Here is a 13933-nt window from a genome sequence, read left to right on the forward strand (position 1 = left end):
TAGGAATATATTCATTAATGTTATGTTAATTAACATTAAATCACATCAAGAAACGAAAAAACATCAGGCTGTAGGAAAGGGGCTACCTATCATGGCTATACAGATACAAGGCGTATCCAAATCATTTGTCAGTGCAACCGGAGAAGATATTCAGGTACTCGCTGAGGTTTCGATGCAAATCAAGAAGCAGGAGTTCTTCAGTATTGTGGGACCGAGCGGCTGTGGCAAGAGTACGATCTTCAATATTATCGCGGGTCTGCTCAAGCCAACGAATGGCAAGGTTATCGTCTGTGGCGAAGAGATCGATCAGACCACCGGGCATGTCGGTTATATGATGCAGAAGGACCTGTTACTTCCCTGGAGAAGCATCCTGGACAATGTCACGCTAGGCTTGGAAGTGAAGGGCCTGTCCAAAAAGGATCGCGGCGATATTGCCATGGATTATCTGGATCGTTATGGCCTGGCTTCATTCGCAGAAGCCTATCCCTCCACCCTATCAGGTGGTATGCGCCAACGTGTAGCCCTCATACGTACCCTCGTTACCCAGCCCGATATTATATTACTGGACGAACCCTTCTCCGCACTTGATTATCAGACCAGACTCATTCTGGAAGATGAAATCTTGTCTATCCTAAAATCCGAGGGCAAGACAGGCGTGCTTATCACACATGACATTGAGGAAGCCATCGCCATCTCCGACCGCATTGCCGTTATGAGCAAAAGACCAACGACCGTGAAACAGGTATACGATATCGGTCTCGCTTCGCAATATGGCTCAGCACTGAAAGCCCGCTCCGACCAGAAGTTCAAGCAGTATTTTGAATCGATCTGGTCAGAGCTTGATATCCAGATGGGGAGGATCAGCTAATGAAGAGCACATCACCTGAAATTACCCTTGCCGGAAAGCCTGCTGGAGTTGCGAAGAGTAAACGCAGACAATCTACCTTCTCCAAAGAATGGCTGATGACGATGCTGTGGCGGTTCATTATTGTTGCGGTCATCCTGGTGATCTGGGAATCCGCCGTTCGATTGAAGCTCGTTAACGGATTCCTCATGGGATCACCAAGCGCCATTCTCGATGCCGCCATCACCATGGCCAGCTCAGGGCAACTGCTTACAGACGCGTTCGCAACGGTGAATGCCACCGTTATTGGCTTCGTAGCCGGAAGCTTAATCGGCTCATTGGCAGGGCTGCTCATGTGGTATTCCAAGTCCGTTGCCCGTGTGCTCGATCCATTCATTGTAGCCATGAACGGCATCCCGAAGATTGCCCTCGCTCCGATGATTATCATCTGGTTCGGTTCAGGCCTCTTCTCCAAGATTGCTCTGGCCTCCGTGGCAACATTTATCGTAGCGTTGTTATCCGCCTACCAAGCGACGCATCAGATCGACGAATCTCAGATTAATCTGATGAAATCCTTCGGTGCAAAGAAATCACAAATTTTCCGCAAAATTATCGTTCCTTCCTCCCTGCCATGGATCATCTCGGCCTTCCGGATCAATATCGGTTTGGCATTGGTGTCTGTTGTAGGTGGAGAATTCATCTCTTCTGACAAAGGGCTCGGACACATGGTATTCGTCGAAGGTAACCTGTTCAACCTTCCAGCCGTATGGGTCGGCGTGTTCATGCTTATGCTGGTCGCCATGCTCCTCTACACCTGTGTTGGTTATATCGAATCCCGTCTCCTTCCATGGAATGACAACAAGACCAGCAGCAAATCCACATCTGTATAGCTGACCTACAACGATTAAAGGGGACTGATGACTAATGGGTACATTCAAAAAGATAGCTTTTCTAGCAACGATGACGGTTATGTTGACCACACTGCTCAGTGCATGCAGCAGCAATGCCACAACACCTGCGAGTGGCGCAGGTGCATCTGATAGCGGGGGGACAGCAAATACGCAGGTGGACAAAATTATGGTGTCCGAGGTGTATCACAACCTGCTCTACCTTCCGCTGTATGTAGCGAATAACCAAGGATTCCTAGAGGAAAATCGCATTGAGTTAACCTCCATCCGCGCTGCCGGAAGCGGTCCAACAGCATTATCTTCGGTGATCTCAGGCGAGTCTGCGTTCTCTTTCCACGGTCCTGAGCATGTCGCATTCGCTAATGCAAAGGGCGGAGATGCTCGCTCACTGGTCCTTCTATCGGGCAGTGCTCCAGTATGGGCGGTTGCGCGAGAAGGAGTAACTGTGAGTTCAACAGCGGATTTCAAAGGTAAAACCATCGTTGTCGGCTTGGCACCTACAAGTTCGAACAGTTTACTCCGGAAGTTATTCGCAGACAATAACATCGATATCGACAAGGATGTGACGATCACCGAGGTTCAGAATGGCTCCGAGCTTGGTGCTGTATTAGCCGGCAAAGCCGACATTGCTATCGTTTACGAACCGCAGCTGGATCAAGGCATTGCAGAGGGACTTCATATTGTCCATGATTTCACCAAGGATTACCCTGACTTTGCCTTTGCAACGATGAATACAACCGCAAGCTTCATTGAGAAGAATCCTGATCTCACCCAGCGCTTTGTCACCTCTATTGAGCAGGCCCTGGACTACATTCAATCAAATCCTGAAGGCACAAAAGCAGTTGCCGTGAAGGAATTCCCGAATCTGGACAAAAACGTCGTGGAGCAAGCGGTACAACGCATGATCGACAGCAAGGTATATCCTGCGGAGGGACTCATCAACGAATCCGCCTTCGAGACCGCAATTGAAATGCAGCGCTTCATCGGCAATCTGAAGGAGGACCTCGCTTACGAGGAGATAATCGATTCAAGCTTCACCAAATAGAGAGAGAAAGGGTGATTACTCTGAACCAAGACGACTATCTCACACACCGCCGTACTGAAAGTGCGAAATACGCATACGGAGTTATTACCAGCGAGGAGCTTGCCCTATTTACAGCCGACTTGAAGCTGATTCGAGGCTTCAAATTGCCAGAAGAAGTTGGACCCAATTCACCGCATAGGAGGGAGCCTCTGCGATGATTACAAAACCACTGAACGAGCTGACGATTGCTGAAGTCGCAACACTGATTAAAAACAAGACCATATCTCCTGTCGAGCTTACGAAATCCTATTTGAATCGCATTGAGAAAGTAGAACCTGCTGTGCAAGCCTTCGTTACAGTCACCACTGAGCAAGCCTTGCAGGCTGCAAAAGAGTCTGAGCGCAAGCTGATGAATGGCGAATATCTCGGTCCTCTGCATGGCATTCCCTATGGAGCCAAAGATATTATCCATACCGCTGGCATACGCACATCGGCCGGATCAAGCACTTATCCAGACTTCGTACCCGGAACGAATGCTACTGTGATTAATAAGCTTCAGGCTGCAGGTGCTATCCTGCTCGGTAAGACAACAACGACGGAATATGCCTTCCAAGGAGGAGAACCACCTACCCGCAACCCGTGGAATCTAGAACATACGCCGGGCGGTTCCAGCTCCGGCTCCGCCGCTGCAGTAGCGGCTGGCATGGCCTCCTTCACACTCGGAACACAGACTTTCGGATCTCTGCTTAGACCCGCAGCTTACAACGGATTAACCTGTATGAAACCCACTTACGGCAGGGTTAGCCGTAACGGTGTCATCACAGCCAGCTGGAGCCTGGATCATATTGGCGCCTTCACTCGATCTGCCCAAGATAACGCGATCGTTCTGGAAGCGATGGCCGGACAAGATGAGCTGGACTCCTTCACGCTTCCTTATGGCAAGCCAGACTTAACAAATGCTCTTGAGCATCCTATTTCAGGAATGGTGATCGGTCTGCCGAGCAACTTCTTCCAGACGGATGAACCGGCGATCTTGTTAGCCGTAGAGGCGGCAATCGCTGTGCTTGAGAAGCTGGGCATGCAATGGAAGAAAGTTGACCTGCCTTCTTATATGGAAGAGACCGTCGCTGCTCATCGTACGGTTATGCGGGCAGAAGCTGCCGCCTTCCATCAGGAACGCTTTGCAGAAGCGTCTAATCGTTACGGCCACACGATGCGGGAGCAGCTTGAACTCGGCTACCAGACGAGTGCTGTTGACTATTTGCAGGCACAGCGCATCCGAACGATATTCCGCAGCGAGATGATGATGCTTTTCGATGAAGTGGATGTGTTACTGACTCCATCAACACCATATGTGGCCCCCTATGGCTACAAGACGGGAAGCCCGATTTTCAACGGACCGTTCACCAATACGGGTCTACCATCCATCACCGTACCCATCGGGTTCGATACCACCTCAGGGAAACAGTTACCTATCGGCATGCAGCTGGCCGGTCCACTCATGAGGGAAGACCGCCTGTTGTCCATCGCCCATCATTATCAGCAGGCTACGAACTGGCATCAGTTAACAACAAATATACACACTTATTAGGAAAGGAATGACAACTACGATGTCTACCATCATACATGCAAGTGCAGCACCCAAGTTCCCGCTTCCTTTCTCCCATGCCGTCCGCGCAGGAGATTTGGTCTACGTCGCAGGTCAAGTAGGTGTCGATCCACAGACACTTGAGCCCATCGGCGGCATTAAGGAGCAGACTGAGCAGTGCATTCGTAATATTGAGGTGATCCTGCAAGAAGCCGGACTTACACTCGATCATATCGTGAAGGCAACCACCCATCTGGCCCGAGTGGAGGATCAGCCCGAATACAACGAAGTGTATGCGCGAATGATTAAACAGCCATATCCCGCCCGTATTACCGTATTCAGCGGGTTAGGCCCTTATTTAATTGAGATGGAAGTGTTGGCGTATGCACCATCCGTTCGGGGAGAGTAGCACATCACATAAAAAGCACCTGTACCCTTAGATGGGTACAGGTGCTCACTTTGTTGAGAAACCCGGTTCTCTTTTGAGAGACGGGTTTCTTTCATATTCCTATTTTGTTTTGAAGCGGGATGATTCTTCAGCAAGTTGTTTGGTGAGTCCATTAATGGTCTGCACCAGCTCTGCCAGATGTCCAGTCATGCCCGATTGTTCTTGCATTGTTGCCGTCACTTCCTCAATGGATGCCGAGACCTCTTCTCCTGAAGCCGACAGATTCTGCGCAGCTCCAAGCACATCATCCTTATCCCGCTCAATGGACTCGATCTCGGAAGCGATCGCCTGTACCTGATTCATCATGTCCTGCATATTTTGGGTGACAAAATTAAAGGTTTCTTTGGTCTGGCTCACACTGCGCTTATGCTGTTCCGCAATCGCCTCAATGGCATGTACACTGCGATTATTCTGCTCCACATGTGCTATGGTCTGCATCACAATACGATTGATGTCCTCTGATTGCGCCGTTGTCTGCTCAGCCAGCTTGCGAATCTCGGAAGCAACGACTGCGAAGCCACGCCCCTGATCGCCAGCTCTCGCCGCCTCGATGGAAGCATTCAGTGCCAGCAACTTGGTCTGATTCGCAATCTCGGCAATCGTGCCCGTAATCTGATGGATACCGGAGGAACTCTCGGCGAGCTGAACCGTAATCTGTGAGATGTTGCTCACTTCCGCTTCATTCTGTCCATTTACCGCAATAAGAGCATCAATGACCTCATGATTATTTTTAAATGCGTCCGTGATCTCATCCGCCTTAAGCCTAACGGACTGTGACATCTCATTCACGTTCTCAATCTTGTTCCCAACATTCATGAATTTATCCACGATGGATTCCGTGTCGTTCGCCTGTGATTCCATCGCCCGTGAAATCTCAAGGGCCGTCGCTGTTGTATCGGTTATAGAAGTCGACGTCTGCTGTGCAGACTGGTCCAGCTCGGTAGTGCTTGTATTCAGGACCCCGATGGAACGGTTCATGCTGGAGATTAGTTGTTTGTTCCCCTCGGCCATCGTGTTGAAGCTGTCTGCCAATTCTTTGAATTCCCCGGTATATTTGCCTTCTGCCTGCACCGTCAGATCTCCTCCGGCCAACTGTTTGAACAACAGCGTTATTCGGCTAATCGGTCTGGTCACCAGCTGCGAGATCAGGATACCTGCGATGATAGACACGGCAATGGCACTGAACAAAACAATGTACATTTGCTTCGCCATACCTACCAGCGGCTTCCGTACATCCGTATATGTATCCTCGACGATCACCGTCCAATCGGATCGAGGAATCTTCGAGTAAAATACCACTTTCTCGTCTGTACTCACTTCCCCCTGTTGCAATGTATCACTTGAAGCCAGATCGATCAGAGACTGATACTCCCCTGATTCCAGCGGCTTTCCTGCCAGACTCTCGTCTGCCGAATGATACATGACCGTTCCGATTCGGTCCAAAATAATAACTTTACCCTCTTCGTTAATCTTGACGTTCTGCAACTGATTCACGAAGAATGATGTAGAAGCGGTAGAGACAAGTACCCCCTCCACTTGCTTGTTCTCATTATAGATCGGGGATGCAAACACCGTACCCAATGTGCCCAACGTCTTGGAAATGATGCCTTCGCTAATGACGTTACGTCCCTTGATGGCTTCCTGGAAATAGGCACGGTCTGCCCGTTCACCTCCAAGAGACTCCGGGTCGTTCGCCGCAACCACGGTTCCATTCCGATCCACCAGAATCAGAACACTGTTGCCCTCCATGCCAGCTAAGCTATCTGCCAATATCCCATTGGCTTTATTAACAAGTTCACTGTTTTCCTCGAAAAATGCTTCGTTATCTTCGCCCTCTGCTGCATTCCGAATCTCCAGTAAATCTTGGAATGTCCGATGTGTTGTGATCAGAAACGTAGACTGCTCTTCCAGACTGAGTGAGGTAAATAGTCCTGCACCAATCCGGTCAGAGGTCGACTGGATCTCATCTCTGCTTTTGTCCAATGTAATGTCCTCTGCCACTTTGTAGCATAGCACTGCCGTCACGGCTAGTACGACGCACACCAGCTGACCAATCATTAGTGGTAATTTGAAGCGAAAAGACATGTTGGTCAAGCGTTGCCTCGCCTTTGCAAATAACATGAATACATTCACCATCCATCCTCATTCTTGTTGGGTCCAATATAATATGGGTTAACTTTATATCGGTCGTTATCAAATAATCATCCAGCACTAAAACGCTTACAAAAATATTTTTATTATCCTTTGGAGACGGATGATTGTAGGTCCAAGGCCGCTGTTGACGATTGGAAAATGTAGACTTTGGGTTAATACAAAATATGACATCAACATCGTATAATGTATGAAATACATATCGTGCAGGAAGAGGGACGACTAATTGAATACGAAAATGCCCAATTTATTAAATGTCATCCGTGCCCTGTTAGGGGTACAATTCATCTTCATTGGGATTTCCATGGCATTCCTTATCGCAGATCTATTCCGTGATAGTGCGGATTACTCCGCGTTTCCGCTATCGGATCAGATCGCCTATTTTGTAAGTATCGGGCTCCGAGTCCTCATGGTTCTGGTTCCCCCGATTCTGACCATCGTATTTATCTCCAGACGAAGCTATACGCTAACGATTACGTTTATGAGCCTGGCCTTATTTTTCGGCGTTGTGTTCTTTCAGAATTTTCTCGTCTTGCTGCACATCTTCATGTTGCTTACCCTGCTGCTCCACAAGCCCAGCAAGGTGTATCTGAAGCAGGAAAGCTCTCGGGAAGAATACAACCAGAACAATCTGCGGTTATAGGTTCGAAGAGAATAGGAGAAGTGGTATGGTAAAAACAGCATTACCCACGTTACTAAATGTCGTGCGCATTTTGTTGAGTGTAAAACTGATCTACGTGATTGTGTCCTTTATTGCGTTTCTCATTGACTTCAACCAGAACATGGAGGCCTATCTCGCCTTCTCATACAAAGGAAATGATCTGGCTTACGCCTCTGGCGTAATTATAGCAAGAATGTTGTTTATCATCGGTCCCAGCCTGCTCGCCTTTATATTCATCACCAAGAGAAAGTTCAAGCTCACGGTGACGTTTCTGAGTCTGGCCCTATTCGTTGCCATTCCGAATGAGAGTAACCTGTTCACCCTGGTTCATCTCTTCGCCCTGCTCATCGTACTCTTGCACCGTCCAAGCAAGATGTATCTGAAACGAAAGGACACCCGTGTTAATGAGGCAGTGATCGAACCGAAGGATTAATTCGAAAAGGGGATCAAATGACATTGAAGTCCAGAAAAAACGGTTGAGCGCACAAGATATGATGTCATAATAAAAACAAGGACGTTCCTCAGTAAAAAAGGAACGTCCTTGTTTAATAGCTCACTATATATGAGAATGTGTGATTTGCAATTACAGCGCAGCTTGATAAATTTGTACTACATCTTCACGCTGCAATTTTTTGAAGAATCCGAACGGACCGAATCGCATTGCTTTATCAGCCATTGCGTCTATCTGACTGTCGTCGATGTCATAGTCAGCCAGACGGCTAGGAGCACCAATTGAAGTCCAGAAATGGCGCAATGCTTCAATGCCTTCTTCAGCCACTTGTTTGTCCGACTTTCCAGCAGGGTTGATATCAAATACATTAACGGCCATACGTTTGAATCGATCTACATCCACATCCAGATTATGCTTCATCCAGTGAGGGAAGAGGATTGCAAGGCCACCCCCATGAGGAATGTCATACACGGCCGAAACGGCATGTTCTATATTGTGAGAAGCCCAATCTCCGGCAAGCCCCATATTCAGGACATCGTTAAGCGCCATTGTTCCACAGTATAGAATGGTTTCACGCAGTTCATAGTTTTCCGGATCTTTGATCAGGCGAGGAGCTGTATCGATGACGGTACGAAGAATCGTCTCACAGAACCCAAGCTGAACCGGTGTATTCGTATCCAGATGAAAATAATGTTCAAACACATGAGACATCATATCCACCATACCGTATACCGTCTGATCCAAAGGTACCGTGTATGTGTTCACTGGATCAAGAATGGAGAACGCTGGGAAAGAATACTCGCTGAACCATGCCCATTTCTCCTGTGTGTCCTGATTGGTAATTACTGAACCGTTGTTCATCTCGGAGCCTGTCGCTGCCATCGTCAGAATTGTACCCAGTGGAAGTCCGCCTTCTGGAGTGGCTTCACGTACAACAACATCCCACATGTCTCCATCGTATTTGGCTCCTACTGCGATGGCTTTCCCACAGTCAAGTACACTGCCGCCCCCAACCGCAAGAACCAGATCAATGTTATGTGTTCTGCATAGTTCTACGCCCTTATGAACCGTAGACAGACGAGGGTTCGGCTCTACACCAGCCAGTTCCGTCACCTCTGCTCCGATTTCATTCAGCTGGCTGATTACCTGATCGTACAGCCCGCTACGTTTGATGCTTCCACCACCATATACAAGTAAAATACGATTTCCGTATTTTGGAACTTCGGTTTGTAGTGCTTGAAGTTGCCCTTTGCCAAAAATCAGCCGGGTCGGATTGTAAAACTGAAAAGATCTCATAACGTATGTTCCTCCAAAGAAGTCTGAAATTTTGTGCATCCACCATTATAGTTCTCTTTATTCGTAAAAACAAATACAGGCAAGAAGGAGATAACAGATGAGTATGGAGTCTAGTATGGCAAAACACTGTTCTCTTGGACAAAAAACTCCTGCCAGCAAAGTGGCAGGAGCTTACTTCATAGGGATTCACATGAACATCGCATGATTCATGCTTCCATGACAGGCATGCTATACGTCCCCTCAGATATTAAGAATTCAGTACCTAGGTTCTACCCCAGATCGGCAATCCGCTGTTCAATACGCGGAAACAGCCCAAAGGCATTCTGGTAGAATACTTTATCATGATGCTGCTCCGGTACAAGTCGGCGGACAAATTCGGCATACAGATCGATAGGAGCAAGCGGCCAGTCGGTGCCAAACAGCATTTTCTCGTAATGATCCGAATAGACCAAAGCCCGGCGGAAATGATCCATGAACAAAGGTTCGTTCATGAAACGTTCAAAATGAGGCCGATCCCCCACCACAAGACCAGACAAATCCGCATACACGTTAGGATTCTTCGCCACCACTTCAGCTGCATCCATCACCCAGGGATCACCCAGATGACAGATCATGAAGTTCACACCGCGCTGCTGCAAGGCTAATTCATCCACGGTCAGTGGATGCGAATATTTGAGCAATCCATTCATGGAGTACGTGTCACCCGTATGAATCACCACAGGCAGGTTGTACTTGGCTGCGAGTTCATAGACCGGGGTATAGATTTTGTCATACACATAGTGATGATAGTATCCGGCATAGAGTTTGATTCCGGCTACCTCAGGGGATTGCAGTCTTGCTTCAATCCGATCAAGCTCGTCCTGAGCGTGTTTACCATCTAGCGCATTAGGATTGATTCCCACGCATTCCATGAGGAATGAGGGAACCTTCTCTTCCAGATTAAGTCCCATCGGATTAGGGGAACTGGAATCCGGGAATGCTCCCTTCGTCTGCTCCGTAACCCCCATTCCGATGCCCAGAATGACGTCGTTCTTATCGAACTCCGCTTTAAGACCAGCGGCAGAGTAATCCACTTTCGATAGATCTATCGCTGTTCGGTGAAAGCTGTCGATGTCCGACAGATGAATGTGAATATCAATGATCGGCATGTAAAGCCTCCCTTTCCTCGGTAGAAGTTGCAAAATTCAGTTTGAGAAGGTCACGTACATCCGGTGAACTCAGTGGGAGTGGCCCCAGGACAAGATATGTCGGCTCCGTCCAGACTGTTTCCCCATGCTTGATTGTCAGATGATGATTCACGTTCAGACCCGTCACCTGATTATTGGCAAAACCCCATGCATTCTGATTCGGGTAACGATGGACCGCATGCAGCATGTTATCACGCGAAACCGATCCGACTCGCAAAAGGTCTTCAAGTGGCAGGCCCACATCTACCTTGCCTAGCGGGAATCGATCTTTACCCGGTTGCTCGATCCAACCTTCCGCAAAGACAGATGAAGGCTGGAGGAAACGTTCCTCCGCAAGCGAGTAATTCGTCAGCGTCAGACCGCTTTCGTTGGTCACTTCAAGCAGCGTACAGAGCACAGGAACACCGGGTAGCATTACATAATGCTGGTGGATCGTGATTCCCCGATTCGCTTCATGCTTCTCAATTCGGGTGGTCAGCTTTATGCCTTTCCAGACGTTGCCGTATTGGTCCTTGTGCTCTGTCCAGGAAGCGGCTCTCTGTTCCAACTGACGGCTGAAACCATTCATGCCTGGAACCCCTACACCCAGTCCGCCGTACCACGGATTCCACCACGAGCGTGGAGCGGGTTCAGGGTATGAGCTGTCCAGCCATTCGTCTCCTGCATATTTCAGGGAGTGTACTACACTCCCGAATTCAGGAGCAACAGCGATCGACAATACCCCATTATCTACAGTGTACAAGGGTCCAGATGAACCTTCTTCAATCTTCTGCTTCACCTCTGTTCCGCTCTGCGGGAACCAAAGGGCCGTTCGCTCCTGAATCCGATCTTCGCCCCGATATAGCCCACGAACTTTCCAACCACTCACGTGCTGGCCTCGGTCCGCTTCGTCTGGTGAAAATGTCAGCTTGGCGGAGTTTAGATTCTGCTCCGAATTGAATTCCTTCGCATTTGCCATAACCTCCGGTTCGCCACTCTGCTGCACATACAGCTCCAGCTTGCCCGCAAGCGGAACCAGTTTATGTTCATTCAACGTTGCTTGAAGCACATCAGGGGCAAATGGATTCCCCTCATTCAGTGTCATATCCAGATGACTGTCCAGCAACGGAATGATCGGATTACGCTGCTTCCGTGCAAACGCACGGAAATCATGCCATTTGGCAAACGTGTTCAAAGCATATACAGTTGCTTTGGTTCGCACAACGGCTCCTGCGGCAATACGTCCAAGCTCATGCTGCAACCCCAGCGTGTATTCGGGACGAAGCAGCTTCAGAGAAGGGTCCCAATAGATGCCGCACGCGCCATACTCTTCCTTGCAAAACAGCCAGTTTTCCGTAATCTGTGAACTGTCCCAATGGTTCGGATCACCTGCATAATCATCTTCCATATCCACAAAACGGCCTTGGTAAGGTAGAATTAGCTGGTTTCCGTAGAAACCGAAGTTATTCATCAGAAATAGGTCTTCTTCCCAGGCCGTATCTCGTGTATTTTCAACCTCGTGATGGAATTCAGCGATTCCATTCGCAGACAGCTTGACCACGGACTTAATCTGCAAGCCTGGGAAATCCTCCGAGTCATACCGTGCTTCAAGAACCTGACGTTCCCCTTCGGCATAAATATTCACTTCTTTGGCTTGTTTCTTGGATAACTCTTCGGTAAACGGCTTACCCAGCTTCGGATAAGTCCACCAGAATGAATGACGGGACCCCGGATATTCTATCCACATGTTATTATCTTGTTTGCTCATATGAAGAGAGAATGCGCCATTGACAGCCACCCATTGGTCCTCAATCTGCCCGCCATATTTCCCTTCGATTCCCTTCATCAGTACAGAAAGTTTGCTTGTAAAAGAGATCGCATGGCTCCCCACTGGAACAGCCGTCACTTCTACTTCTTGGGAATAGAGACCATACGAACGTAAGGTGAAAGGCACTGGCACCGACACTTTGCCTTTGGCAGGAATCGTAAAGCGTATCGAACGCTCCGCCCATTCCAGGAATTCATCCTCAGGCAGGTTCAAGCTGAACTCCGTTTCTGCATCCACATTATTTTCCACGTTCAGGACCAATTCCGCCAGGATGCCTGGATAGAGCTCCTTCACAGGCAAAACGGTCTTGATCTTGGCTGGAAATTTCGGAGCGATACCCAACCTGAACTCCGCTTTCTTACCGTTGATTAGCCATGTGGTGGCAACAACGGGATGCGTCTTATTGTTATTCTGTTCCTCTGTAATCGGATCAAGGTGAAACTCACCTTCCACGATGATGGTTTCTCCCGGAGCCACTGCTCGTGCAGCATCCAGCGCAAATCGAATATTTTTGTTATCCTCACCCTTGATCTCAATCGCCAATTCGGATGCAGAAGTGTTCTTAATGCGATAGCGAACCTTATAGCTGGAACCGAAAACCAGATCATGATCATCGACTTCTGTGGAGATTTCGTAATCCGGTGTTTCGAGGGCAGTCAGCCCGCGACCCGACTTTTCAAATTCAGCCCGCAGGGAGACATCTCCCTTTTTCCACGTGTAGTCAAAGAAATCGAAACCACGCTCCCGTCGGCCATCTGGCTCGATCACGAGTTCACGCGTGCTGTCTGCATACCAATCCAACTCCTCGAAATAAGGAGCAAGTGCTTCGGTCTGCAAAATGGTAGGGATGAAATTCATCAGATGCACATTATCATCTTTTTTCTCCCAGAAGAAACCGCATTTCTTGTACATTGGTACAGCCTTCGTATTCCCTGCCCACGTGAACAGATCCAGGCGAGGCCATCCGGCCTCCACGGTCTTGCGCACAGCATTAAGGATCAGGTTGCGTCCAACCTTGTAACCGTGATAGTCAGGACGTACGTTAAGCAGCGGTACATATAGCGCTCTCTCGTCATAGCGGTAATGAGCAAAACTGCAGAAGCCAACAACCTCTTTCTCATGAACAGCTAGAAACGCATAAAGATTGGACGAACTCTCCATCTCCCGGCGAACCGTTTCCTCTGTTCTAAGGTTGGTGCCACCTCCCCAGCTTTCGTTACTGCGGTTCCACATATCCGCGAGTGCGGCAGCGTAAGAGGGATCGTATTCAATAATATGGATCTGGTCGATAATCGAAGTTACGGTCATGTTCTGATCTCCTTCTCTTTATGTACAGGATGGTGAAGAAGCTAGTGATAGTCTTATCATACTATAATTGGAAGCATTTTCAGAGTGTTATATTGGTGTTAGGAGTGATATGCAGTTCAACTTGTTCGAGGACCAAACGCCTGCTCCATTCATGTCGAATGAGATTTCGCTTATGTATGGCCTAACATATCCCGCCGTGACGGGCTAAATCGGATATGCATGTGAGTTTTGACAAGCTCTATTCGCTATTGTTACTCTTT

At 48.5% G+C, this 13933-nt stretch carries 11 protein-coding genes; 7 read left to right on the plus strand and 4 right to left on the minus strand.

The genetic code is table 11. The features are described from left to right. The first annotated feature begins 91 nt into the window (after positions 1 to 91). The 5 genes from PAHA3_RS16930 to PAHA3_RS16955 all read left to right on the plus strand — a co-directional run bounded on the left by PAHA3_RS16930 (position 92) and on the right by PAHA3_RS16955 (position 4773). A complete protein-coding gene (locus tag PAHA3_RS16930; protein WP_062835745.1) occupies positions 92 to 868 on the plus strand; it encodes an ABC transporter ATP-binding protein in 777 nt (258 codons plus the stop codon). Next, positions 868 to 1734 (plus strand): ABC transporter permease, encoded by an 867-nt coding sequence (locus PAHA3_RS16935; RefSeq protein WP_062835746.1) that lies wholly within the window; start codon positions 868 to 870, stop codon positions 1732 to 1734. The genes PAHA3_RS16930 and PAHA3_RS16935 overlap by 1 nt, the downstream gene beginning before the upstream one ends. Before the next feature lie 34 nt (positions 1735 to 1768). Next, positions 1769 to 2797, plus strand: a complete 1029-nt coding sequence (locus PAHA3_RS16940) for an ABC transporter substrate-binding protein (RefSeq protein WP_062835747.1) — start codon at positions 1769 to 1771, stop codon at positions 2795 to 2797. A gap of 193 nt (positions 2798 to 2990) precedes the next feature. Further along, positions 2991 to 4367, plus strand: coding sequence for an amidase (locus PAHA3_RS16950; protein ID WP_062835749.1), 1377 nt, complete (start codon positions 2991 to 2993; stop codon positions 4365 to 4367). 19 nt (positions 4368 to 4386) lie between these two features. Further along, the gene (locus PAHA3_RS16955) at positions 4387 to 4773 is read left to right on the plus strand and encodes a RidA family protein (RefSeq protein ID WP_062835750.1); all 387 of its coding nucleotides are present in this window, start codon (positions 4387 to 4389) and stop codon (positions 4771 to 4773) included. Positions 4774 to 4872: 99 nt separating this feature from the next. Here PAHA3_RS16955 and PAHA3_RS16960 read toward each other — a convergent pair whose 3' ends face one another. Then, positions 4873 to 6933, minus strand: a complete 2061-nt coding sequence (locus tag PAHA3_RS16960) for a methyl-accepting chemotaxis protein (protein WP_167350896.1) — start codon at positions 6931 to 6933, stop codon at positions 4873 to 4875. Between the two features lie 256 nt (positions 6934 to 7189). Here PAHA3_RS16960 and PAHA3_RS16965 point away from each other — a divergent pair, with 256 nt between their 5' ends. Continuing rightward, complete coding sequence (locus PAHA3_RS16965) at positions 7190 to 7606, plus strand: hypothetical protein (RefSeq protein ID WP_062835752.1); 417 nt, start codon at positions 7190 to 7192, stop codon at positions 7604 to 7606. A 25-nt stretch (positions 7607 to 7631) separates the two neighbouring features. Next, entirely contained in the window at positions 7632 to 8057 is a 426-nt protein-coding gene (locus PAHA3_RS16970; protein WP_062835753.1) for a hypothetical protein, read from the plus strand. Between the two features lie 150 nt (positions 8058 to 8207). On the opposite strand, the gene PAHA3_RS16975 is transcribed toward PAHA3_RS16970, so the two are convergent. From PAHA3_RS16975 to PAHA3_RS16985, 3 genes are all read right to left on the minus strand, one after another. After that, entirely contained in the window at positions 8208 to 9371 is a 1164-nt protein-coding gene (locus tag PAHA3_RS16975; RefSeq protein ID WP_062835754.1) for an iron-containing alcohol dehydrogenase, read from the minus strand. A 269-nt stretch (positions 9372 to 9640) separates the two neighbouring features. Beyond that, a complete protein-coding gene (locus tag PAHA3_RS16980; RefSeq protein ID WP_062835755.1) occupies positions 9641 to 10519 on the minus strand; it encodes an amidohydrolase family protein in 879 nt (292 codons plus the stop codon). Continuing rightward, on the minus strand, positions 10506 to 13673 hold the full coding sequence (locus PAHA3_RS16985; RefSeq protein ID WP_062835756.1) for a GNAT family N-acetyltransferase: 3168 nt from the start codon (positions 13671 to 13673) through the stop codon (positions 10506 to 10508). The genes PAHA3_RS16980 and PAHA3_RS16985 overlap by 14 nt, the downstream gene beginning before the upstream one ends. Positions 13674 to 13933: the final 260 nt, after the last annotated feature.

The sequence above is a fragment of the Paenibacillus amylolyticus genome (assembly GCF_001570725.1).
Taxonomy (GTDB): Bacteria; Bacillota; Bacilli; order Paenibacillales; family Paenibacillaceae; genus Paenibacillus; species Paenibacillus amylolyticus_A.